This window comes from Candidatus Brevundimonas colombiensis (assembly GCA_029202665.1).
GTDB lineage: Bacteria > Pseudomonadota > Alphaproteobacteria > Caulobacterales > Caulobacteraceae > Brevundimonas > Brevundimonas colombiensis.
Genome location: CP119326.1, coordinates 881,820 through 905,100 on the forward strand (window position 1 = coordinate 881,820; position 23,281 = coordinate 905,100).

The 23,281-nt window shown below is 65.9% G+C and carries 24 protein-coding genes; 8 read left to right on the forward strand and 16 right to left on the reverse strand.

Features of this window, described 5'->3' with window-relative positions:
• The first annotated feature begins 2 nt into the window (after positions 1 to 2).
• On the forward strand, positions 3 to 1,055 hold the full coding sequence (gene holA, locus P0Y50_04135) for a DNA polymerase III subunit delta (protein ID WEK40804.1): 1,053 nt from the start codon (positions 3 to 5) through the stop codon (positions 1,053 to 1,055).
• Here holA and P0Y50_04140 read toward each other — a convergent pair.
• The 11 genes from P0Y50_04140 to hemE form a co-directional block, all read right to left on the reverse strand.
• Positions 1,052 to 1,234, reverse strand: coding sequence for a hypothetical protein (locus P0Y50_04140; protein WEK40805.1), 183 nt, complete (start codon positions 1,232 to 1,234; stop codon positions 1,052 to 1,054). The genes holA and P0Y50_04140 overlap by 4 nt on opposite strands.
• Before the next feature lie 25 nt (positions 1,235 to 1,259).
• Positions 1,260 to 2,150, reverse strand: coding sequence for a ParB/RepB/Spo0J family partition protein (locus tag P0Y50_04145; protein ID WEK40806.1), 891 nt, complete (start codon positions 2,148 to 2,150; stop codon positions 1,260 to 1,262).
• 29 nt (positions 2,151 to 2,179) lie between these two features.
• Positions 2,180 to 3,001, reverse strand: a complete 822-nt coding sequence (locus P0Y50_04150) for a ParA family protein (GenBank protein ID WEK40807.1) — start codon at positions 2,999 to 3,001, stop codon at positions 2,180 to 2,182.
• The gene (gene rsmG / locus P0Y50_04155; protein ID WEK40808.1) at positions 2,982 to 3,614 is read right to left on the reverse strand and encodes a 16S rRNA (guanine(527)-N(7))-methyltransferase RsmG; all 633 of its coding nucleotides are present in this window, start codon (positions 3,612 to 3,614) and stop codon (positions 2,982 to 2,984) included. The genes P0Y50_04150 and rsmG overlap by 20 nt, the downstream gene beginning before the upstream one ends.
• On the reverse strand, positions 3,614 to 5,494 hold the full coding sequence (gene mnmG, locus P0Y50_04160; protein WEK41520.1) for a tRNA uridine-5-carboxymethylaminomethyl(34) synthesis enzyme MnmG: 1,881 nt from the start codon (positions 5,492 to 5,494) through the stop codon (positions 3,614 to 3,616). The genes rsmG and mnmG overlap by 1 nt, the downstream gene beginning before the upstream one ends.
• A 93-nt stretch (positions 5,495 to 5,587) precedes the next feature.
• Positions 5,588 to 6,895: a tRNA uridine-5-carboxymethylaminomethyl(34) synthesis GTPase MnmE gene (gene mnmE / locus P0Y50_04165; protein ID WEK40809.1), complete on the reverse strand. Its 1,308-nt coding sequence runs from the start codon at positions 6,893 to 6,895 to the stop codon at positions 5,588 to 5,590.
• Between the two features lie 140 nt (positions 6,896 to 7,035).
• On the reverse strand, positions 7,036 to 7,260 hold the full coding sequence (locus P0Y50_04170; GenBank protein WEK40810.1) for a DUF6489 family protein: 225 nt from the start codon (positions 7,258 to 7,260) through the stop codon (positions 7,036 to 7,038).
• A gap of 52 nt (positions 7,261 to 7,312) precedes the next feature.
• Positions 7,313 to 8,761, reverse strand: a complete 1,449-nt coding sequence (gene rho, locus P0Y50_04175) for a transcription termination factor Rho (protein ID WEK40811.1) — start codon at positions 8,759 to 8,761, stop codon at positions 7,313 to 7,315.
• A 205-nt stretch (positions 8,762 to 8,966) separates the two neighbouring features.
• Entirely contained in the window at positions 8,967 to 9,434 is a 468-nt protein-coding gene (locus P0Y50_04180; protein ID WEK40812.1) for a CopD family protein, read from the reverse strand.
• Positions 9,431 to 10,507 carry a ferrochelatase gene (hemH, locus tag P0Y50_04185; GenBank protein WEK40813.1) on the reverse strand — a complete coding sequence of 359 codons (1,077 nt, stop codon included), beginning with the start codon at positions 10,505 to 10,507 and terminating at the stop codon, positions 9,431 to 9,433. The genes P0Y50_04180 and hemH overlap by 4 nt, the downstream gene beginning before the upstream one ends.
• Positions 10,504 to 11,574, reverse strand: coding sequence for a uroporphyrinogen decarboxylase (gene hemE, locus P0Y50_04190; GenBank protein ID WEK40814.1), 1,071 nt, complete (start codon positions 11,572 to 11,574; stop codon positions 10,504 to 10,506). The genes hemH and hemE overlap by 4 nt, the downstream gene beginning before the upstream one ends.
• A gap of 448 nt (positions 11,575 to 12,022) precedes the next feature.
• Here hemE and P0Y50_04195 point away from each other — a divergent pair, with 448 nt between their 5' ends.
• From P0Y50_04195 to dnaQ, 5 genes are read left to right on the forward strand one after another with little or no spacing between them, the layout of a single operon-like run.
• Positions 12,023 to 12,907 carry a kinase/pyrophosphorylase gene (locus P0Y50_04195; GenBank protein WEK40815.1) on the forward strand — a complete coding sequence of 295 codons (885 nt, stop codon included), beginning with the start codon at positions 12,023 to 12,025 and terminating at the stop codon, positions 12,905 to 12,907.
• Positions 12,904 to 13,506 (forward strand): Maf family protein, encoded by a 603-nt coding sequence (locus tag P0Y50_04200; protein ID WEK40816.1) that lies wholly within the window; start codon positions 12,904 to 12,906, stop codon positions 13,504 to 13,506. The genes P0Y50_04195 and P0Y50_04200 overlap by 4 nt, the downstream gene beginning before the upstream one ends.
• Complete coding sequence (locus P0Y50_04205) at positions 13,503 to 14,309, forward strand: shikimate dehydrogenase (protein WEK40817.1); 807 nt, start codon at positions 13,503 to 13,505, stop codon at positions 14,307 to 14,309. Before P0Y50_04200 ends, P0Y50_04205 begins: the two co-directional genes overlap by 4 nt.
• Complete coding sequence (gene coaE / locus P0Y50_04210) at positions 14,306 to 14,956, forward strand: dephospho-CoA kinase (GenBank protein ID WEK40818.1); 651 nt, start codon at positions 14,306 to 14,308, stop codon at positions 14,954 to 14,956. Before P0Y50_04205 ends, coaE begins: the two co-directional genes overlap by 4 nt.
• A 6-nt stretch (positions 14,957 to 14,962) precedes the next feature.
• On the forward strand, positions 14,963 to 15,685 hold the full coding sequence (dnaQ, locus tag P0Y50_04215; protein ID WEK40819.1) for a DNA polymerase III subunit epsilon: 723 nt from the start codon (positions 14,963 to 14,965) through the stop codon (positions 15,683 to 15,685).
• Between the two features lie 103 nt (positions 15,686 to 15,788).
• Here the strand turns inward: dnaQ and dapB are convergent, their stop codons facing one another.
• From dapB to dnaK, 3 genes are all read right to left on the reverse strand, one after another.
• Positions 15,789 to 16,538 carry a 4-hydroxy-tetrahydrodipicolinate reductase gene (gene dapB / locus P0Y50_04220; GenBank protein WEK40820.1) on the reverse strand — a complete coding sequence of 250 codons (750 nt, stop codon included), beginning with the start codon at positions 16,536 to 16,538 and terminating at the stop codon, positions 15,789 to 15,791.
• Complete coding sequence (gene dnaJ, locus P0Y50_04225) at positions 16,535 to 17,737, reverse strand: molecular chaperone DnaJ (protein ID WEK40821.1); 1,203 nt, start codon at positions 17,735 to 17,737, stop codon at positions 16,535 to 16,537. Before dnaJ ends, dapB begins: the two co-directional genes overlap by 4 nt.
• A 175-nt stretch (positions 17,738 to 17,912) precedes the next feature.
• On the reverse strand, positions 17,913 to 19,820 hold the full coding sequence (gene dnaK / locus P0Y50_04230; protein ID WEK40822.1) for a molecular chaperone DnaK: 1,908 nt from the start codon (positions 19,818 to 19,820) through the stop codon (positions 17,913 to 17,915).
• Between the two features lie 329 nt (positions 19,821 to 20,149).
• On the opposite strand from dnaK, the gene P0Y50_04235 reads away from it, so the two are divergent.
• Entirely contained in the window at positions 20,150 to 20,800 is a 651-nt protein-coding gene (locus P0Y50_04235) for an alpha-ketoglutarate-dependent dioxygenase AlkB (GenBank protein ID WEK40823.1), read from the forward strand.
• Here the strand turns inward: P0Y50_04235 and P0Y50_04240 are convergent.
• Both P0Y50_04240 and P0Y50_04245 read right to left on the reverse strand, forming a co-directional pair.
• Positions 20,787 to 21,596 carry a siderophore-interacting protein gene (locus P0Y50_04240; GenBank protein ID WEK40824.1) on the reverse strand — a complete coding sequence of 270 codons (810 nt, stop codon included), beginning with the start codon at positions 21,594 to 21,596 and terminating at the stop codon, positions 20,787 to 20,789. The two genes, P0Y50_04235 and P0Y50_04240, sit on opposite strands and share 14 nt — an antisense overlap.
• Entirely contained in the window at positions 21,593 to 22,225 is a 633-nt protein-coding gene (locus P0Y50_04245) for a PadR family transcriptional regulator (GenBank protein ID WEK40825.1), read from the reverse strand. The genes P0Y50_04240 and P0Y50_04245 overlap by 4 nt, the downstream gene beginning before the upstream one ends.
• 116 nt (positions 22,226 to 22,341) lie before the next feature.
• Here P0Y50_04245 and P0Y50_04250 point away from each other — a divergent pair, with 116 nt between their 5' ends.
• Positions 22,342 to 23,091 (forward strand): dienelactone hydrolase, encoded by a 750-nt coding sequence (locus P0Y50_04250; GenBank protein ID WEK40826.1) that lies wholly within the window; start codon positions 22,342 to 22,344, stop codon positions 23,089 to 23,091.
• Positions 23,092 to 23,281 lie beyond the last annotated feature (190 nt).

Sequence of the window (23,281 nt, forward strand, 5' to 3'; positions counted from 1 at the left end):
CCGTGATCCTGGCCAAACGCCCAGAGATCGAACGCTTTCTGAAGGCGCCCGATCCGGCGATCCGGGCGGCGGTCATTCACGGCAAGGACCGGTCCGGCGTGGCTGAGCGGGCGACGACGCTGTGTCGAACGGTCACCCCCGACCTGAACGACCCCTTCAACGTCACTGTCCTGACCGACAGCGATATCGACAGCGACGAAACGCGCTTGGAAGAGGCCCTGACGGCCATGTCCCTGATGGGCGGACGGCGTCTGGTGCGCATCCGTCTGTCAACGCTGAAGCCCGGTGTGGACAAGGCCGTCGCCGCCGCGCTGAAGATCCATGCCCAAGGCGGCTATAATCCCGACGCCATGCTGGTGGTCGAGGCCGACCAGCTGGGTCGCGAATCGGCGCTGCGCAAGACGGCGGAAAAGGAAGACGGCGCGGTCGGCATCGTCTGCTACGAGGATGAGACCGGCGACGTGGCCCGCATGGTGCGCGAGGCGCTGGCCGCCGACAAGGTCGGGCTGACATCCGACGCCCTGGATCGTTTTGTCGGCCGCCTGCCCCGCGAACGCGGCCTGATGCGTCAGGAGATCGAGCGTCTGGCCCTGTTCATCGGCCCAGGCTCTGGCCGGACGCTGGATATGGATGCCCTGGAGCAGCATCTGGGGGTCGAACCCGACGCGTCCCTGTCCGATGCCGCGCTCCAGGCCTTCGGCGCCCGCCCTGCGCCTGCGCAGGCGGGGCTTAGGCGCGCCTTCGACGAGGGCGAATCCTCGGTCATGGCGGTGCGTTTCGCCGCCATGCATCTGGGGAAACTACGTCGAATCAATATCTTGCAGACCAACGGCGCCAACGCCAAGGAGGCCGCGAAGGCCGCCGGAGTCTTTTGGAAGCAGGAGGCGGAAATGCTTCGTCAGGCCCGGTCCTGGCGGCTGGAGGCGCTGGACGAGGTCATGGACAGCATCAACACCGCCGATGTCGCCACCAAGACGACAGGGATGCCCGACCAGCTGATCGCCGAACGTCTGCTGCTGGAGATCGCCAGCCGGGCTAGGCGTCTAGGGCTTTAGCCCCGTTTGGAGGCCTTGCGGAACGCCGGCTGAGCCATGGCGACGTTGCGCGCAGCGACAGTCTTTTCCTCGGCCTTGACGCCCACCTGGGCGTTGAAGCCGTGGCTCGCCTTGGCCTTTTTGGCGGCGAGCGCCTGTTTCAGTTTTTCGGCGGGAGTGGGTGCGTTCTGATCGGTCATGCGCCCACCTTATCACATCCGGCCCTCAACCCCGCATCAGGCGTCGGCATAGATCGTCCAGCTGCTCCAGCGTACCATAGCGGATGGTCAGTTCGCCCTTGCCGTCACGGTCGGTCAGCTGGACGTTCAAGCCCAGGGCATCGGCCAGATCCTGCTGCAGTGCGATCACATCCGCCGATCCGCCGCCGTTCGGCTTGCTCGCGCCCGACCGGGCCTTGGGCGGCTTTGGCCCCTCGACCGCGCGCCGCGCCAGGGCTTCGGTCTCGCGCACGCTAAGGCCGTCGACGAAGGCGATATCGGCCAGCTGGCCGGGATCGGGGGTGTTGATCAGCGCCCTCGCATGACCCGCCGACAGCTTGCCCTCGCGCACATAGAACAGCACCCGCTCCGGCAGTTGGAGCAGGCGCATGGTGTTGGCCACATGACTGCGGCTCTTGCCGACCACGCCCGCCACCGCATCCTGGGTCCGACCGAACCGCTCCATGAGCACCCGATAGGCTTCAGCCTCTTCCAGAGGGTTCAGATCGGCGCGCTGTACGTTCTCGACGATGGCGACTTCGAACACCTCGACGTCGTCCATCTCATGGACGACGATCGGCACTTCGGTCAGACGCGCGGCCTGCGAGGCGCGCCAACGGCGTTCGCCAGCGATGATCTGCCAGACGCCCTCCTCGCCCGGATGGGTGCGCACCAGAATCGGCTGAAGCACGCCCTTGTCGCGGATCGAGGCTGTCAGCTCCTCCAGGTCTTCCTGACGGAACACCTTGCGCGGCTGGTCCGGATTGGGTTTCAGGCTTTCGATGGGCGCGCGGCGCACCCCGGCGGGTGTAGGGGCGTCGGCGGCCACCGGCGCTTCGGCGTTTTCGCCCATCAACGCCGACAGGCCGCGGCCCAGACCTCTGTGTCGTTCAGCCAAGATACTGCTTCCGTTTCTTATTCTAGGGTTCAGGCGGCCAGCTTCAGCCGCTGCCGTTCACGCTTCACGACCTCCCGCGCTAGGCGCAGATAGGCCTGGCTGCCGGCGCATTTCAGATCGTAGATCAGGGCCGGCTTGCCGAACGATGGCGCCTCGGCCACGCGGACATTGCGGGGTATGACGCTTTCGTAGACCTTGTCGCCGAAGTGGGCGCGGACATCGTTGGCCACCTGGCCCGACAGGGCGCTGCGGCGGTCGTACATGGTCAGGACCAGGCCCTGGATTTCCAGAGACGGGTTCAGGCTGTGCTTGACCATGTCGATGGTCCGCATCAGCTGGCTCAAGCCCTCCAGTGCAAAGAACTCGCACTGCAGCGGCACCAGCACCGCATCCGCCGCCGCCATGGCGTTCAGCGTCAGAAGGTTCAGGGACGGCGGACAGTCGATCAGCACATAGTCATACGCAGTAGGGCCGTCGTCGTGGGCCCTCAAGGCGTCGCGCAGGCGATAGGACCGACGGTCGGCCTGGCTCAGCTCGATCTCGACGCCCGACATATCTGCGTCGGCCGGCACGATCCAGAGGCCGGGGACTGTGGTCTGGACCGCCGCATCATCGATGGAACGTTGATCCACGACCACGTCATAGATGGTCACCCGTCGTGTTTCACGTGGAACACCCAAGCCAGTGGAGGCATTGCCCTGCGGATCCATATCCACAATCAACACCCGCTCACCTATGGCGGCCAAGGCGGTCCCAAGGTTGATGGCTGTCGTGGTCTTGCCCACGCCGCCCTTCTGATTGGAAACGGCCAGCACCCGTGCGGGCTGTTTGTTACGACCGGTTGCGGGCACGTCGAACACTCCGAATTGTCACGATGCGGCCGCGCGGGTCGCTGAGCGACGGGGCCAGTTCCGCTTGGAAATGCCAGGATTTCCGGGCTTCGATCAACTCGGATTCGGCCTTTTCCCCCTTGAGGAACAAACCTTGTGCACCCCTTTCAAAGTAGGGCTGTGCATAACCCAGCAACTTGTCCATCGGCGCCACAGCACGCGCGGTCACGATGTCGCAGTTGATCCTCTGGTCCTCCGCCCGGCCGTTGATCACCGTGGCCGGCAGCCCTAGCGCGTCGACCACCTCCTGGAGAAAGCGGCACCGTTTGCCCAAAGAGTCGATCAGCCAGACATGCGCGTCGTCGCGCCCCTTCGACAGGATCGCAAGCACCACGCCGGGAAACCCCGCGCCTGCCCCCAGATCGGCCCATGTCAATGCATCCGGCGCCTTCTGAACCAATTGGGCGCTATCCCAGACATGGCGATTCCAGAAATCCGGAAGGCTGTCCGGACCGACAAGATTCATCACCGTGTTGGCGTCTTCAAGTCGAACGCGAAATAATTCCAGATCGGCGAGTTGGGCGCTCGTTGCCTGGGAGCGTGTTTGGAAGGCTGCTCTTTCGGCGTCCAGCATCAGGCGGCGACCGCTGCACGCGTTCCGCGTTTCACATGCGCAAGCAAGGCCGTCAGGGCGCCGGGCGTGATGCCTTCGATTCGCCCCGCCTGACCCAATGTCATCGGCCGTACGCGAGTCAGCTTTTCTCGCACTTCGTTGGACAACCCGCCAATCGCGTCATAGTCGAGGTCAAGCGGCAATGTGAGCGCCTCCTCGCGCCTCAGGGCTTCCGCCTCGAGCGACTGGCGGTCCAGGTAATTAGCGTATCCCGCGTCGATGACGACCTGCTCCCGAACGGACTCTGGCCAGTCTGCGATCTGCGGCACGACCGGTAGAAACTGATCTAAGGTCACAGTGGGGAAGGCCAGGAGTTCGCGCATGGAACGGCGTCGGCCATCCGCGTTCACGGCGATTCCAAGCGCGCTGGCCTCGTTTGGCGTAAACAGAGTTTCACGTGAAACAGCGCTGGCATGTGAAAGAATGGCCGCCTTGGCTTCGAATCTCTGACGGCGCGTTTCGCCGACAATGCCCAGCTCGATACCCAGCGCCGTCAGTCGTTGATCAGCATTGTCGGCCCGAAGCGTAAGACGATATTCCGCCCGACTCGTGAACATTCGATACGGCTCCGTCACGCCTCGCGTAACCAGGTCGTCGATCATCACGCCGATATAGGCTTGGTCCCGACCAAGGATGACTGCCCCCTGCCCGCCAGACGCCCGCGCCGCGTTCAACCCAGCCATCAGTCCCTGGGCCGCCGCCTCCTCATACCCCGTCGTGCCGTTGATCTGGCCAGCCAGATAGAGACCCGGTCGCTTCTTCACCTCAAGCGCGGGCGTAAGCTCTCGTGGGTCGACATAGTCGTATTCGATGGCATAGCCGTAACGGAACACCTCCACCGCCTCGAGACCCGGGATGGTGCGCAAGAAGGCCAGCTGGGTGGCTTCTGAAACCGACGTCGAGATGCCGTTTGGATAGACGGTCGGATCATCCAAACCCTCCGGCTCCAGAAATATCTGGTGGCTGGTCTTTTCGGCGAACCGAACAACCTTGTCCTCGATAGAGGGGCAGTAACGTGGCCCCCGCCCAGACAGCCGACCGCCGTACACCGCACTCTCGCCGAGGTTCTCCGCAATGATCCGGTGCGTCGCTTCCGTCGTGTGCGTCACGCCGCAAGCGATCTGACGAACCACAATGGCGTCGGTCATGAACGAGAAGGCGGAGGGGGTCTCGTCCGCCTGCTGCATCTCCAGACGGTCCCATGCGATGGTGCGGCCATCCAGCCTCGCGGGCGTGCCCGTCTTCAGGCGACCCATCATCAGGTCGGCAGAGTGGAGGTCGGCGGCCAATCCATTGGAAGGACCCTCTCCATGCCGCCCTGCTGGGATTCGCTCATCACCGCGATGGATGACGCCATTGAGGAAGGTCCCCGTCGTCAAGACGACCGCGTCGGCGCGGATCACTTCCCCCGCGCCGGTATTCACGCCGACCACGCGGCGGCCATCCAAAATCAGGCTCTCGGCAGTCCCAGCCATAAGAGTCAGATTTGGCGTGGCGGCCAACTCAGCCTGCATGGCCTCACGATAAAGCCGACGATCAATCTGGCTGCGTGGGCCACGAACCGCCGCACCCTTGGATCGATTCAAAAGACGAAACTGAATGCCGGAGATGTCGGCCAGACGTCCCATCACGCCATCGAGGGCGTCGATTTCCCGCACCAGATGCCCCTTGCCCAGCCCCCCGATAGCCGGGTTGCAGGACATCTCTCCGATGGTTTCCAGCTTCTGCGTCAATAGGACAGTGCGCGCACCCGCGCGTGCAGAGGCCGCAGCCGCTTCACAACCAGCATGGCCGCCGCCAATTACGACGACGTCGAAGACAAGGTCAGTAGGATCTTTCATCCACGCCACATAGGCCAAATCCGGCGCTTTCGCCAGTGAAGGGCGCTGGTCTGTCGACGTTGTTTCACGTGAAACACCGGTATGGCTAAGGCCTCACTTACCGATGCAGAAGGTCGAGAAGACCTGGCCCAGTATGTCTTCCACGCCGATGGCGCCGGTCACGCGCGCCAGCGCATCCGCCGCCCGTCGCAAATCGTCTCCGGCCATCTCGGGCGCAATATCCAGCGCCGCTCGTCCCGCCTCTACCGCGGCCACAGCCTCCGTCAAACGCAAACGATGTCGTTCACGGGTAACGGCGGGGAAATCAGCGCCGGCAAGATCCTCGGCCAGTCGTGTGGCAATCCAATCGTGCAGTGCGCCCAGACCATCGCCGGTCTTTATGCTCACGCTCAGGACCGTCAGGTCATCGGAGAATTCCTGCTCGCCAAGGTCCTGCTTCGTCGCCACGATCAGGTCGCCGGGCCTGGCGTAGTCGGCGGCGCTCCCCTCTGGATCACCCGGCGCGCGCAACCAAAGGCGCAGGTCGGCCTGTTCCGCGCGCACGCGGGCGCGACGCACGCCTTCGGCTTCTACGGGATCCTCGCTGTCGCGCAGGCCGGCCGTATCGGACAGAGTGACGGCGTACCCGCCGATCACCAGTTCAGCGTCCAGAACATCGCGTGTCGTGCCGGCGATGGGGGTGACGATCGCGGCCTCTCGCGCGATCAGGGCATTGAACAGCGACGACTTGCCCGCATTTGTCTCGCCGATCAGAACGATGCGGTAGCCGTCCCGCACCCGCTCCCCGCGTCGGCCGGTTTCAATGGCGCAGCGCAGGTTGTCGATCAGTCGGTCCAGAACCGGGCCGGCGGTCCGCGCCAGGTTGTCGGGCACCTCCTCGTCGGGGAAGTCAATTTCGGCTTCCACGAGCGCCAGGGCGTGGAGCAGATCACGACGAAAACCGGCGTAGGTTTCACTCAACCGCCCGTCGAGTTGGCCCAGCGCCTGTTTCGCCTGGGCCATCGTCTCGGCGTCGATCAGATCGGCGACCGCCTCGGCCTGGGCCAGGTCCATTCGTCCGTTCTGGAACGCTCGTCGCGTGAACTCTCCTGGCTCGGCCGGTCGGACGTCCAGGTCGATCAAGGCGCGGGTTGCGGCCTCAACCACCGCCCGCCCGCCGTGAAGATGAAGCTCAGCAGAATCCTCGCCCGTGTAGGAATGCGGCGCCACGAACCGCAGCACTAGCGCCTGGTCGATATATTCGCCGCGATGGCTGAGTTGACGGACCGAAGCCATGCGCGGTCTCAGCCGAGGCGCGCCGAGAGCCGTCAAAATCGTTTCGACCGCCGGGCCCGACAGGCGAACCACGGCGATGGCCCCCCGCCCCGGAGGCGTCGCAAGCGCGAAGATCGTGTCTGTCACAGGATATTCTCCCATCCCTTGCAAAGAGCCGGCGCGCCGCGTCAGCGGCTTGATGGAAGAGCCCTACGACGGCGAATGTGATGAGCCTCCGCAGGCGCTTCGCATTCCCCTCCCCCTTGTAACGGGGAGCGGATGAGGGGTCACTTCACCGCCGCTTCCATCAGCCGCCGAAACTGATCCTGGGCCTGGAGGCCGAAACTGGTCCAGGTTTTCATCAGCTCCTCAGGCTGCATGGCGGCGACATTGTCCTGCATTCGCTTCTGCATTTCGGCGACCATGGCGTCGTTCAGCGGCGTAACGTCGGGCAGGCCAAGAAAGGCCCTCGCCTCCGCGGGTGTGCAGTCGACTTCGACATTGATCTTCATCAGCCTCAGCTCCGTTTCACGTGAAACAGAACGCCCGGCGGCAGACGCCGTTTCAGGTGTTCATAGACTGGAAGAAGTCCGAGTTGTTCTTCGACTGACGCAGCTTGTCGAGCAGGAATTCGATCGCATCCTGCGGCCCCATGGGATTCAGAATCCGGCGCAAGACATAGGTCTTGGCCAGTTGATCCTTCGGCGTGATCAGGTCTTCCTTGCGGGTGCCGGACTTCAGCACGTCGATGGCGGGGAAGATACGCTTGTCTGCCACCTTGCGGTCCAGCACGATTTCCGAGTTGCCGGTGCCCTTGAACTCTTCGAAGATCACCTCGTCCATGCGGCTGCCGGTGTCGATCAGGGCCGTGGCGATGATGGTCAGCGAACCGCCCTGCTCCACATTGCGCGCGGCGCCGAAGAAACGCTTGGGCCGCTGCAGGGCGTTGGCGTCGACGCCGCCGGTCAGCACCTTGCCCGACGACGGGACAGTGGCGTTGTATGCACGACCCAGACGGGTGATGGAGTCCAGCAGGATCACCACGTCCTTCTTGTGCTCAACCAGACGCTTGGCCTTTTCGATCACCATTTCGGCGACGGCGACGTGGCGCGTGGCGGGCTCGTCAAAGGTGGAGGCCACAACCTCGCCCTTCACCGTGCGCTGCATGTCGGTGACTTCTTCCGGGCGTTCATCGATCAGCAGAACGATCAAAAAGACCTCAGGGTGATTGCGTTCGATCGACTTGGCGATGTTCTGCAGCATCACCGTCTTGCCGACGCGCGGCGGCGCGACGATCAGGCAGCGCTGGCCCTTGCCCAGCGGCGCGACGATGTCGATGACCCGGCCCGAACGGTCCTTCAAGGTCGGGTCCTGAATTTCCATGTGCAGCCGCTCCTCGGGATAGAGGGGCGTCAGGTTGTCGAACAGGACCTTGGTCTTGACCAGCTCCGGGTCTTCCAGATTGATCGTATCGACCTTCAGCAGGGCGAAGTAACGCTCGCCCTCACGCGGGCCGCGCACCGCGCCGTGGACGGTGTCGCCCGAGCGCAGACCGAAGCGACGAATCTGCGAGGGCGAGACATAGATGTCGTCCGGGCCGGGCAGATAGTTGGCGTCGGGGCTGCGCAAGAAACCGAAGCCGTCCGGCAGGATTTCCAACACGCCGTCGGCGATGATCTCGACTTCTTCGTCGGCCAGAGCCTTCAGGATGGCGAACAGCAGGTCCTGTTTGCGCAGATTGGAGGCGTTCTCGACCTCCAGCTGTTCAGCGAAGGCGACCAGGTCGGCCGGCGTCTTCTCGTTCAGCTCCGCCAGGGTGATGCGCCCGTTGGCCACGACGGGTTCACCGTCGTCATCCTCGTCGGCCGTGGTGTCCACGCCGGAATCGGCGCCCGCCGCCTCGCCCGCTTCGTGCGCCGCGCCGTGATGGATCGGAGCTTCGGCGGCAGGGGTGTCCTGGCCCAGGGCTTCGGCTTCCGGGGAGTCGGGATTGGTGTCGCGGACGTCGGTCATGATGCAGGCTCACGGGCGCACGCAGACGAACGCTGCGGCGTCGGGTCTCTAGGAATGTCTGGCCTTTCGGCCGGAGGAGGGCGCGACGGCGTCCCGCTGGTCGAACCGGCAGGCGTCGCGAAGAAGAGAGGGACCGCCGACCCCAGGGTCGAACGGTTCGCCGCCAGCGGAACCACAGCCGGCGGCCAAGGTCAAGCGAAGCCGCCTAGCCGAAATGCCATTCCGTCGTCACCGACAGAACCATGATGATGGCCAGGACAAACGGGATCTCGTTGGTCATGCGCCAGAACTTGCCGGAATATTTCGACGTGCCGGCGGCGATCTTCTTTCTCTGCCCCGCCAGGAAGCCGTGCCAGCCGCTGAGCAGGAAGACGCCGACCAGTTTCGTGACCATCCACGGCTCGGCCAGAAAGGCCGCGCCGCGCGCCGAGACATCGATATGGATCAGCCACAGGCCGAACCCCCAGGCCAGGATCATCGCCGGATTGATGATGATGCGCAGCAGCCGCGTCTGCCACAGGCGAAGCAACCCCTGCATCTCGCTGCGCAGCGGTTCGGGCTTGCCGTTCTGCTCGACATCATAGGCATAGAGACGCGGCAGGAACAGCATCCCGGCCATCCAGGCGATCACCGCCAGAATATGCAGGCCGCGCGCCAGATCATACAGATTCATGCCGCTTGTCTCCGGTTACGATGCGGACAGGCCTTCCAGTCCGCCTTGCATCCCTGGCCATGCGGTGCGACGCCGCTTCGGCTCAAGGCCCCTAGAGCCGCATCGGCCAGGGCGTCGATGAACAGAGGCTCGATCCCCACGGCGGGCGCCCGCAGATAGGGCTGGACGCCTTTCTGGTGGGCCAGTTCGCCGTATTCGATGTCCAGTTCGACCAGCGTCTCGATATGTTCGGAGACGAAGGCGATGGGCGTGACGACCACCCCGACCCCGTCGTCGGCTGCGCTCTGGATCGCCTCGGGCGTGGATGGTCCCAGCCATTTCATCGGTCCGACCCGGCTTTGATAGCAGATGGCGTGATCGATGGGGCCGCGATGGGTCTCGATCTCGGCGACCACGGCGGCGACGGTCGTTTCGACCTGCTCCTGATAGGGATCGCCTTTGCCGCTGATCAGCTTTTCGGGAATGCCATGGGCTGAGAACAACACGCGCACGGGCGCGTCGCCCGCTTCGTCCAGCTTGCGCCCGATCGCCCGGGCCTGGGCGGCGATCCAGCCGGCGGCTTGCGGATAGCAGCAGACCGCGCGGCTGACGCCAGAACCGGCGTAGGTCGCGTTCCAGAGTTGCAGCGACGACTGGGTCGTGGTGGTCGAATACTGCGGATAGAGCGGCAGCAGCACCACTTCGTCCGGACCGAACACCGCGACGTCTGCGGCCGTCTCCTCGGTCAGCGGGTTCCAGTAGCGCATGGCGATGAAGACCCGAACCTCGTCGTCCGGCATCCGGTCAGCCATCACGGACTGAAACGCCTGGGCCTGGGCCTGGGTTTCAGGCAACAGCGGCGATCCCCCGCCCATCAGCCGATAGTTGGCCTGGGCGGCGGCCTCGCGCCGGCTGGAGATCAGCCGCGCCAACGGCGTCCTCAACAGGCCGGGCAGGCCGATGATGGCCGGATCATTGAACAGGTTGAACAGGAAGGGTTTGACCGAGGCCTGATCGTCAGGCCCGCCCAGATTGAACAGGACCACGGCGATCCGCCGCCCCGCCGGCCCACATCCGTCTCCTACGTCGCTCATTGCGCGCCGATCCGTTTCAGCACCTGTTCGACATGGTCGATGGGCACGTCCGGCAGAATGCCGTGGCCCAGGTTGAAGATCCAAGGCCCCTGCCCCCAGGCCTCCATCAACTGATCGACGCGACGGTCCAGCAGTTCGCCGCCCGCGCGCAGCAAAAGCGGGTCCAGGGCGCCCTGGATCGGCTTGATCTGCTGCACGCGTTTGCCGACCTCCAGAGGGCAGGCGGTGTCGAGCGCAACCGCGTCGACCTCGACCGCCTCGGCGTACCGCTCTGCAAGCGCCGCAGAGCCGCGTGGGAAGCCGATCAAGGGGACGGTGACACCCAGTTCCCGCGTGCGTCTGACAAGCGCCTGGTGGGGCTTCAGGACCAGTTTTTCGAACAGGTCGTCGGGGAGCCCTTCGGCCCAGCTCTCGAAAATCTTGAGAACCTGTGCGCCGGCGTCGGCCTGCATCTTCAGATACCGGGCCGTAGCCTCGACCAGAACCTCCAGCGTCTCGTCCACCCGTCTGGGATCGGCATAGGCGTAGGTGCGGGCCTGGGCGCGCTCGCCCTTGCCGATGGTCCGATGTTCGCCGTCCAGCATATAGGTGGCGACGGTCCAGGGGGCGCCGGCGAAGCCGATCAGAGCGCGTTCAGGCTCAAGCGCCGCGCGCACGATCGACAGGGTCTGGCCCACCGCCGACAGATGCTCGCCCGCGCTGGGCGCCAATTCTGCCATCCGACCGGGGATCGGCATTTCGCCGAGACGCGGTCCCTCGCCCGTCTCGAACCAGACGTCCTGGCCGAGGGCGCGCGGGATCAACAGGATGTCGGCGAAGACGATCGCCGCGTCGAAGCCGAACCGACGCATCGGCTGCAGCGTCGCCTCGGCCGCCATTTCGGGGTTCAGACAGAAGGCGATGAAATCCGGCGCCTCAGCTCTCAGTCGACGGTATTCCGGCAGATATCGCCCGGCCTGACGCATGAACCAGACAGGCGGACGCTCCAGCGTCTCCCCACGAAGAGCCCGGATCATCAGGGGCGTGTCCAGGCTGGTCTGATCGTCGGTTCGGTTCGGATCGGTCATGTCGGACGATTAAGGTCACAGCCCCCTGCTCTCAATCCCTAATCAAAATAAGAATTAAAAGATTCGAAGTGGCAGGTAGTGCGGTGGAATGACGGGGATGACTCCAGGGATCGCAGCGGAACAAAAGCGGATATCCCCCGGGCCGACCATCGTTAACGGGGATCATCGCCGGGCCTTTCCCGGCGGTGGACAATCCCTAACGAAACCTTAACGACAAAGGCTTTGCGGGGCTTTGCGCCTGTGAACGCGGTTAAGCGGCGTTAACCTCCCGTTAGGATTTTCCACAGCATCGGCGAAACCGCTTTTCCGCCTTGGGATGAACCGGTCGAATGCGGGCGATGCGATCCACCCTCATCCCCGCTCGCGGCGCGAACACAGACCGGCTAAGAAAAAAGGCGCCCCGGCGATCCTCCGCCGTCCCCGAAGTTTCAACAGGGAGACAGACCGTATGAGCCCTGCCCGACCGCCCGGCGTCCGGCCGTCCAATCCGGGTCGTCTGGCCACCTATTTCCACGTCCATCTGGTGTCGGATTCCACCGGCGAGACGCTGAACGCCATGGCCAAGGCCGTCACCGCCCGCTTCGACGGCGTCATCCCCATCGAGCACATCTACGCCCTGGTCCGCTCCGAAAAGCAGATGGAGCGGGTGTTGCAAGAGGTGGCCTCGGCGCCTGGCGTGGTGCTCCACACCCTGGTCGACCGCGATCTGCGCGAACAGCTGGAAGAGGGCTGTCGTCGGCTGGACATGCCGCAGATCGGCGCGCTGGATCCCCTGGTGGGCGCCATGTCGCGTTATCTCGGGGCTGCCCTGTCCACCCGCATCGGCGCCCAGCACGCCCTGGACCACGACTATTTCAATCGGATCGCGGCGCTGGACTTCGCCATGGCCTATGACGATGGCCAGGGTTCGCTGGAGCAGCTGGAGGGGGCCGATGTGGTGCTGTGCGGCGTCAGCCGGACGTCCAAGACCCCGACCTGCATCTATCTGGCGCATCGCGGCATCCGCGCGGCCAACGTCCCCCTGGTGCCGGGTCAGGAGGACGGCGAGCGGCTGACCAGGCTGAAGAATCCTCTGGTCATCGGCCTGACCGTCTCGCCGGATCGCCTGGTGCAGATCCGTCGCAACCGGATCGACAATCTGAACGCCAATCCCTCATCCGCCTATACCGATCAGGAGGCGGTGCGCGACGAGACGATCAGGGCGCGTCGGGCCTTCGAACGCCGGGGCTGGCCCACCATCGACGTCAGCCGACGGTCGGTCGAGGAGACGGCCGCCGCCATCACCAATCTGCTCAGCGAGCATCGCAACCATAAGATCGGAACCACCTGGTGAGCGACACCGCGCAGCCCCTGATCCTGGCCTCCAAGAGCGCGGCGCGGCGGGCCATGCTGGAAAACGCCGGGGTGGCGTTCAACGTGCGTGTCGCCGGGGTGGACGAGGACGCGATCAAGGCCGTATCCGGCGACCTGGATCCCGCCGCCCTGGCCGTCCGTTTGGCCGAGGCCAAGGCCCTGGCCGTGTCGCGCTACGACGCTGACGTCTGGGTGCTGGGGTCGGACCAGACCCTGGCCTTCGACGGGGGGCTGGTGTCCAAGGCCCGGTCGCTGGACGAGGCGCGTGATCGGCTGAAGACGATGCGCGGTCGGTCGCATCAGCTCCATTCCGGCGCCGCCCTGGCGACCAGGGGGCAGATCGTCTGGTCGGGGGTCGACACGGTCGAAATGCGGATGCGCGACTTTTCCGACGCCTTTCTGGACGCCTATCTGGCGGCCGAGGGCGCGGCCCTGCTGTCCTGCGTCGGTTCGTATCGGCTGGAGGGACTGGGGGCGCAGTTGTTCGAGGGGGTGGACGGCGACTATTTCACCGTGCTGGGCCTGCCGCTGTGGCCCGTTCTGGCGGAACTACGCCGAGCCGGGGTGCTGGCGCCATGACCGTTCAGGCCGGGGTCGTCGGCTGGCCCATCGCCCATTCGCTCAGCCCGCTGATCCATACGACCTGGATCACGGCGGCGGGCCTGGACGCCGCCTATGTCGCCTACGGCCCGGAGACGCCCGACCAGTTCGCGGCCCTGCTGGATCAGGGGCGTTCGGGTCGGTTGCGCGGGCTGAACATCACCGCCCCCTATAAGGAACAGGCCTTCGCCGCTGCGGATCGCGTGTCGGAGGCCGCCCGTCTGGCGGGGTCGGCCAATCTGCTGGTGTTCGAGGACGGCCGCATCAACGCCGACAGCACCGATGGTTATGGGCTGATGAACGCCCTGACGGAACAGGCGCCGGCCCTTGGGGTCGACCGCCGGCCGGTGGTGATTCTGGGGGCCGGCGGGGCGGCCCGCGCGGCGGCCAGCGCGCTGACGGCGGCCGGGGCCAGTGTTCGCATCCTCAATCGCTCGCGCGACCGGGCCGAACGACTGGCCGCCGATCTTGGCGCGGGTGTGACGGTGGCGGAGGCGGACGACGCCTTCAAAGGCGCCGTCCTGGTGGTCAATGCGCTCAGCGTCCGGCCCGATCTCGATGTCGGGCGGCTGGAAGCGGACACGGTGGTCATGGACATGACCTATCGCCCGCTCGAAACGCCGCTGCTGGCCGCCGCCCGGGCGCGGGGTCTGGTCGGGGTCGATGGTCTGGCCATGTTGATCGGCCAGGCGCGCCCATCGTTCGAGGCCATCTTCGGGCGCGCCGTCCCCGAAACCAACGTGCGCCAGCGTGTGCTGGCTCATCTGGGAGAGACGGAGTGATCCTGATCGGCCTGACAGGCTCCATCGGCATGGGCAAGTCGACGACCACGGCCATGTTCGCCGATCGGGGCGCCGTGGTCTGGAACGCCGACGAGGCGGTGCATCGGCTTTACGCCCCTGGCGGCGCGGCCGTGGCGCCGGTGGGCGCGGCCTTCCCAGGCGTGGTGGCGGACGGCGCGGTGGACCGCACACGACTGGCCGAGGCCTTGGGGCGCGACGAGACCGCCTTTCGGCGGCTGGAAGCCATCGTCCATCCTCTGGTCGCGGCGGGCCGCGCCGAGGATCTGGAGGCGGCCAGGTCGGCAGGCGTGCGCCTGGCCGTGCTCGATATTCCCCTGCTGTTCGAAACCGGCGGCGACGCCGGGGTGGATGCGGTGGTGGTGATCTCGGCCGATCCGGCCATTCAGGCCGAACGGGTGCTGGCCCGACCCGGCATGACGCGCGAACGGTTTGAGGCCATCCTGGCGCGCCAGCTGCCCGATGCGGAAAAGCGCGCGCGCGCCGATTTCGTCATCGACACCGGCCGAGGTCTGGATGTCGCCCGCGCCCAGGTCGGGGCCGTGGTCGATGCCGTGCTGGATCCGGCGTGGATATCTCTCCGTGGTCGGCGCGACGCCCTTCCGCCCGACGCCGAACGCCCCCATTAAGGACGCATGGCGCGCGAGATCGTTCTGGACACCGAAACCACCGGCTTCGACCCCAAGACGGGCGACCGGCTGATCGAGGTCGGCTGCATCGAGATTCAGGACCTGCTGCCCACGGGCCGCACCTTCCACCGCTTCGTCAACCCTGAGCGTCTGATCCCGCCCGACGCTATCCGCGTGCACGGGATCACCGACGAAAAGGTGAAGGACGCGCCCAAGTTCGCCGAGATCGCCGACGACCTGATCGAATTCATCGGCGACGCCCCGATGATCGCCCATAACGCGGCCTTTGACCGCAACTTCATCGACTTCGAATACAATCGCTGCGGCCGGCCCATCACGGGCGAGGCGCGCTGGATCGACACGCTGAAACTGGCTCAAAGCCGGTTTCCGGGCATGCCCAACTCGCTGGACGCCCTGTGCAAACGCTACAAGGTGTCTCTGGTCGAGCGCACCCTGCACGGCGCCCTGATCGACGCCCGCCTGCTGGCCGAGGTGTATCTGGAACTGCGTGGCGGCAAGGAGCGGGTGCTGGACCTGTCGTCGGGTCCGGTCGGCCGTAGCCAGGGCGGGACCATCCAGGTCGCGGCCTATGGTCCGCGTCCCCGCCCCCTCGCCCCGCGCTCCACGCCCGAGGAACAGGCCGCCCACGTCGCCTTCCTGGCCAAGATGCTGAAGGACCGTTCCCTATGGGACGCCTACGGCCTGCCCGCTCAGGACGACGCGGCCTAACGGCCGCACCCACCTACTATGCGCTCAAGTCGTGAGCGACCGGATAGCCTGTCCACTGGCCGATCGGAGCGCGCGCGAAGCGCCTCAGACATCAAGCTTGGGTTCAGGCTTGCCTGAACCCAAGCACGTCCTGCATGTCGTAGAGGCCGGGCTGACGGGTGCGGACCCAGGCGGAGGCCGCGACGGCGCCGCGCGCGAACAGTGACCGGTCGATGGCCGAATGGCTGAGGGTCAAAACCTCGTCCTCGGAGGCGAACAGCACGGTGTGTTCACCCACGATCCCGCCCGCGCGGATCGAGGAAAAGCCGATCTTGCCCGGTTCCCGCTCGCCCTGCACGCCGTCGTAGGGCGCGGTGCGCAGCTCGGCCAGATCGGAGAACCGACCCTCGGCCGCCGCCTCACCCAGCATCAGGGCGGTGCCGGAGGGGGAATCCACCTTGCGGCGATGATGGGCCTCGGTGATCTCGATATCCCAGTCCCGGGCGTCCAGACGCTGGGCGGCGTGTTGGACGAGGCCGATCAGGATATTGACGCCTAGAGAGAAGTTGCCGCTCTTGACGATGGCCACCTTTTCGGCGGCCTTCAGCAGGGCGGCCTCCTGCTCGGGCGTGAAGCCGGTCGAACCGATAACCAGGGCCGGGCCGCCGTTTTCGGCCGCCTTTTCGGCCAGAACGACCGAGGCGTCGGGCGTCGAGAAGTCGATGATCACGTCGCACAGCGACAGGTCGGCGGTCTCGCCCCAGTCGAACCGGGCGGCGACCACCACGTCCTCGCGGGCATCCAGCACCTGAGAAACCGCGCGGCCCATCCGGCCGCGATAGCCGGAAATGCCGGCGTGGAAGATTGCGCTCAAGCCGCGTTCTCTTTCGACCCGTCCGCGTCCTGGTTGCCCAGGATGTCGGCCCAGAAACGCTTCGCCTTTCCGGCAAAGCTGGAATTCCGGGGGTTTTGCCCCTCTCCGAACGACAGGGCAAGCTCTTCCAGCAACTCACGCTGGCGCGGCGTCAGATCGGTGGGCGTCTCGACGAACAGTTCCACCACCAGATCGCCGCGGTTGCGGCCGTTCAGATGGGGCATTCCCTTGCCCTTGATGCGCACCGTCTTGCCGGTCTGGGCGCCTGCGGGCACGGCGACTGAAGCCTTGCACTTGCCGTCGCAGGCGGTGGAGACCAGGCAGGGGGCGTCGATCTCGCCGCCCAGGGCCGCCACCGTCATCGGCACGGGCACGGTGACCAGCAGATCCAGGTTGTCGCGCTCGAACAGGTCGTGCGGCGTTACGGAGATAAAGACGTAGAGATCGCCGCGCGGTCCCCCGCGCTGGCCCGCATCGCCTTCGCCCGACAGGCGGATGCGCGACCCGTCGTCCACGCCGGCGGGGATTTTCAGGTTCAGGGTGCGGGTCTTTCGCACCTGGCCGTGACCGTGGCAGGTCGGGCAGGGATCGGCGATCATCTGGCCTTGCCCATGGCAACGGGGGCAGGTGCGTTCCACCTGGAAGAAGCCGTTCGCCTGGCGCACCCGCCCCGCGCCGTTGCAGGTGGTGCAGGTGACGGGTTTTGTCCCCGGCTTGGCGCCCGATCCCTCGCAGGTGTCGCAGGTCAGGGTGGAGGGGATGTCCAGTTCGACGTCCTCGCCCCTGTAGGCCTGCTCCAGGGTGATCTCCAGATCATAGCGCAGGTCCGAGCCACGGCGCGGTCCGCCCTGTTGGCCCCGTCCCTGCCGGCCGCCGAACGCGTCGCCGAACGCATCGCCGAACACCTGAGAGAAGATGTCGTTGATGTCGGAGAAGCCCTGCTGGCCCTGGCCGAACGGATTGCCGCCCCCGCCGCCGTTGACGCCCGCATGGCCGAACCGATCATAAGCCGCGCGCTTGTTCTCGTCCGACAGGACGGTATAGGCCTCGGAGACTTCCTTGAACTGGGCCATCGACTCTTCCGAGCCGCCGTTGCGGTCGGGGTGATGGATCATGGCCAGCTTGCGGTAGGCGGCCTTCAGACCGGGCGCGTCGATCGTGCGTTCGACGCCCAGAACCTCGTAATAGTCACGCGCCATCGGGCGTTCGTCCTCATACTTCCCCTGCCGGGCTCCATTGCGCCTCTGCGGGCGATGACGGAGCTACGGTGTCCCGGCTGACATGGGGGCCGGGACGAATGATGCAAGTTTCAAGAAAAGACCCCGCCTATCGCAAGACAAGCGGGGCCGTATCATTTCAGCGACCTGTTGCGGATCAGGCGCTCTTCTTGTCGTCGCCGTCCGCGTCCGAGACTTCCTCGAACTCGGCGTCGACCACGCCGTCGTCGGCCGGCGCGGCCTCACCTTCGCCCGCGCCCTGCTGCTGAGCGTACATGGCTTCGCCCAGCTTCATCGAGGCCTGGACCAGGGTGTTGGTCTTGGCGCGAATGTCTTCCGGGTCCGTGCCGTCGCGGGCGGTCTTCAGCTCGCTCAGGCCGGTTTCAATGGCCGTCTTCTCGTCCGCGCCGACCTTGTCGCCGTGTTCGGCCAGGGCCTTCTCGGTCGAGTGGATCAGGCTGTCGGCGGCGTTCTGGGCCTCGACCAGATCCTTCTTGGCCTTGTCGGTGGCGGCGTTGGCCTCGGCTTCCTTGACCATCTTGTCGATGTCGGCGTCCGACAGGCCGCCGTTCGCCTGGATGCGGATCGACTGTTCCTTGTTGGTCGCCTTGTCCTTGGCCGAGACGTTGACGATGCCGTTGGCGTCGATGTCGAAGGCGACCTCGATCTGGGGCATGCCGCGCGGTGCGGGGGGAATGCCCATCAGGTCGAACTGACCCAGCATCTTGTTATCGGACGCCATCGGACGCTCGCCCTGGAAGACGCGGATCGTCACGGCCGACTGGTTGTCGTCGGCGGTCGAGAAGGTCTGGCTCTTCTTGGTCGGGATCGTGGTGTTGCGCTCGATCAGGGGCGTGAAGACGCCGCCCAGGGTCTCGATGCCCAGGGTCAGGGGCGTCACGTCCAGCAGCAGCACGTCCTTGACATCGCCTTGCAGAACCCCGGCCTGAACCGCGGCGCCCAGGGCCACGACCTCGTCAGGGTTCACGCCCTTGTGCGGTTCCTTGCCGAAGAAGGCCTTCACGGCTTCCACGACCTTGGGCATGCGGGTCATGCCGCCGACCAGGACGACTTCGTCAATGTCCGAGGCTTTCAGACCGGCGTCGGCCAGGGCCTTTTTGCACGGCTCGATCGTCCGCTGGACCAGGTCTTCCACCAGGGATTCCAGCTTGGCGCGCGTCAGCTTGATGTTCAGGTGCAGCGGGCCCGAGGCGTTCATGGTGATGAACGGCAGATTGACCTCGTACTGTGTCGTGGTCGACAGTTCCTTCTTGGCCTTTTCGGCCTCTTCCTTCAGGCGCTGCAGGGCCAGCTTGTCCTGGCGCAGATCGACCGACTGCTCCTTCTTGAACTCGTCGGCCAGATAGTCGACCAGGCGCAGGTCGAAGTCCTCGCCGCCCAGGAAGGTGTCGCCGTTGGTGGACTTCACCTCGAAGACGCCGTCGCCGATCTCCAGGATCGAGACGTCGAAGGTGCCGCCGCCCAGGTCATAGACGGCGATCTTCTGACCGTCGTTCTTTTCCAGACCATAGGCCAGGGCCGCCGCCGTCGGCTCGTTGATGATGCGTAGCACTTCCAGGCCGGCGATCTTGCCGGCGTCCTTGGTGGCCTGACGCTGGCTGTCGTTGAAGTAGGCCGGAACGGTGATGACCGCCTGGGTGACCTTGTCGCCCAAGAAGGCTTCGGCCGATTCCTTCATCTTCTGCAGGATGAAGGCCGAAATCTGCTGGGGGGAATAGTCCTTGCCGAAGGCGTGCACCCAGGCGTCGCCGTTCGGGCCCTTGACGATCTCATAGGGCACCATGCCCTTGTCCTTGGCGACCACCGGATCGTCGAAGCTGCGGCCGATCAGGCGCTTGATCGCGAAGAAGGTGTTGGAGGGGTTGGTCACGGCCTGGCGCTTGGCGGGTTGACCCACCAGCACTTCGGCGCCGTCCTGGATCGCGACGACCGACGGGGTCGTGCGGTTGCCTTCGGCGTTCTCGATGACCTTTGGGGCCTTGCCATCCATGGCGGCCACGCAGGAGTTGGTGGTGCCGAGGTCGATGCCGATAATCTTGGCCATGGGCGTTCTTTGTCTCTCTCGTTTCAGCGGGCGATGCGGCGGCCTTCGACGAAGCGCCGCGCGTGACCGCCCCCGGGTTGGGTTGGCGTTGCAGGAGCCGGATAGCCCCAGTTTTCGCGGGGTTTCTCCGAAGCTGGCCCCGATATGGGAAAATCCCCCGGCCCCGCAAGGGCGATCTGCGATTCGGACCGCTCCAAGAACGATGAAAGTCGAAGGCGCTCGGGATGGCCGGAACACGCGCATCAAGGCCGATGACGGCTCGGACCCATGCGGCTATGATTTCTGATCAGGGTTCACCTATGGCCAGGAGCCGACACGGTCGCGCATCAATGTCTGTGAGGTCAGCGACGACACGTACACCCGCTGAAGTCGACACCGCCGTCGAGGGTTTTCGACTGTGGCCCGCGGCGTTCGATGCGGCGGGCCAGGCGGCGCTGGTCGCGGACGTATTCGCGCGGCTGCGGGACGCGCCGCCCTATCGGCCGATCACGCCCGGCGGGCGGCCCTTCTCCGTCGAAATGAGCAATTTCGGTCCGCTGGGCTGGGTGTCGGACAGGGCGGGTTATCGATATCAGGCGACGCATCCGGAGACGGGCCGTGCCTGGCCCGCGATCCCGGACGTGCTGCTGGACCTATGGCGCGACACGGTGAACTGGCCCGAACCGCCCGACGCCTGTCTGGTCAATCTGTACCGCGACGGGGCCAGGATGGGTCTGCATCAGGATCGCGACGAAGCCGATCTCGGCGCGCCGGTCCTGTCGGTGTCGCTGGGCGACGCCGCCGTTTTCCGCATCGGCCCGGCCAGGGGCGGACGCACCACCAGCCTCAGACTGAACAGCGGCGACGTCTGCGCCCTGACGGGGCCGGCGCGCCTGGCCCGGCACGGGATCGACCGCGTGCTGGCGGGCTCGTCGCGCCTGATCCCTGGCGGCGGGCGTCTGAACCTGACGCTGCGGCGCGCTGGCTTCAGTCCAGGTTGATCTTTTCGCCGCCCGTTCCGCCCAGCCGCCAATAGCCGGCCGCCTTCATCGCCTTTGGCGAAAAGCCGAGCGCCAAGGCGCGGGCGCGCAGGGCCTTGGCCACGTCCGCCTCGGCGGCGATCCAGACATAGGCGTCGGATCGATCGACGCCGGTCAGGGCCGTTTCGACCGCCGCCAACAGGGTCTCGGCCCGGCCGCGCGGGGCGCCGTCCCGCGTCGCCCAGGTCAAGGCGACCTCGGCAGGGCTGTCCAAATCCAGACGGGACGCCGCATCGGCGACCTCGATCACCGCATGGGCGCGCACGCCCGCAGGTAATTCCTCCAGCCGGCGCGCGATGGCGGGGAGCGCGGTCTCGTCGCCGATCAGCACATGATCGGCGAAGTCGGTCGGCACGACGAAGGAGCCGCGCGGCCCCCCGATTCCCAGGACCGAGCCGACCTTGGCCGCCGTCGCCCATTCGGTGGCCGGTCCGCCGTGGCCGATGGCGAAGTCCAGCGTCAGCCGGTTCGTCGCCGGGTCATAGGCGCGGGGCGTATAGTCGCGGGCGGGCGGACGCGGCTCGGGAAAGATCGGCCCGTCCGGCCCCACCGTGGGCAGGATCGGCGCCTGCCCCTCGGCTGCGGGGAAGATCTTCACATGATCGTCGAACCCCAGGGAGACGAAGCCCGCCAGGTCCGGCCCCTCCAGAACGGAGCGGCGAAGATCGGGCGTCAGGTCCTGAACCGAGGCCACGTTCAGGGTGCGGAACTTCAGATCGTGCCGCACACGACGGGTGATGCGAGGTGTGTCGCTCATGCCTTTTCCACCCTGTCGGCGGTCTCGGTCAGAAGGGCGGCGATGGCCTGGATCTGAGACTCCGTCAGGGCGGTCTCTCCTGACAAACGCGCGTGAATGGCGTGGCGCAGCCGTCCTATGGCGTCGTGGATGGCGGCGGGCCGCATGGCGCGCGCGGCGAACTTGTCCATCGTCGCCTCGGCCGCCTTCAGGACCTCTTCGTTCTCCGCCAGCATGGCGCGGCCGGCGCCGGTGATGGTGTACAGCTTCTTGCCGCCCTGGGCCTCGGATTCCAACGCGCCCATCTCTTCCAGCAGCGTCAGGCTGGGATAGATGACGCCGGGGCTGGGCGAATAGGCGCCGCCCAGCTTGGTTTCGACCGCCTTGATCAGCTCATAGCCATGGCTGGGCTTTTCGGCGATCAGCGACAGCAGCACCCAGCGCAGCGTGCCGTGGTCGAACAGACGTCCGCCGCCACGACGGCCATGGCCGTGACCGCGTCCGCGCGCCTCGCGCCCTTCCCAGCCCGGTCCGAAGTCGGCGCGGTGCGGACCGCGCATCCCTCTCCCGAAACCGTGACCGAAGGCGAAGCCGCCGTGGCGGTCGTGGTGTCCGCCGCAGTCGTCGCGGCGGCCTCTGAACATCCCCATGGATCGCATAAGTGATTCCTTTTCGATATATCTGTTCACGACGATTTAGATATATCTGAATATCGAAATGCGCAAGGGGGCTGGTTTTCGCCTTCAAGCTGCGGCGTAAAGCGGGGATGGACGATCTGAAGCGCCGCTGGGCCCGCCTCGAACCGCATATGATCGTTGTCGGGCCGGACGACGCCGCGCCGCGCCCGGCGGTCCTGCTGTTCCACGGCTGCGGCGGCCTGCGCGATCATCTGCCCCGTTATGCCGCGGCGGCCAGGGCGGGGGGCTGGCGCGCCTTCATCATCGATTCCTACGGGCCGCGCGGCTGGGGCCGGGCCTTCACCTTGACGGCGGTCTGCAGCGGCCTGTCGTTCCGGGGCTACGAACGCGCCGGCGACGTGCTGGCCGCCATCCAGGGCGTATCCGCCCGGCCCGATGTCGATGCGACCCGCTTGGCCTTGGGCGGCTGGAGCCACGGCGGCTGGTCGATCATGGAGATGATGAGCGCCGCGCCCGCCCCCGGCGCCATGGGGGTGTCGAACCCCGGCGACGCCGACCTGTCGGGGGTGCGCGCCGTATGGCTGATGTATCCCTATATCGGGCCTTTCGCCTTTAACCGGATGAAGCCGTGGCGGCATTGTCCGAAGGTTCTGGCCGTGACCTGCAGACGCGACCACCTGACCACGGTGCGCAACGCCGAACGGGTCAATGCGATGATCGGCGACTGCGGCGCCCAGGTCGAAAGCTGGATCGCCGCCGGCACCCACGCCTTCGACGAGCCCACCAACAACGGGCCGATGCGTCATGACCCGGAGTTGACCCAGGAGGCGCTGCGTCGTTTCCGCGCATTCCTGATCGACGTGGCGCCACATACCTGAAGCGCGGCGTTGAGACGGAGCAATCCAATGAATCTCATCCTGTCTAAACGGGATCGTGTGGCGCTGGCCTTTGCAGGCGGCGTGCTTTCGGGCGGTTTGCTGACCGCTTTGGCGATCTGGACGAGCCTGCTGGCCTGAAAAAGAATCTCAGGCTCCCGGCTTGACGAACGGCCTATCACGTAACAATTGA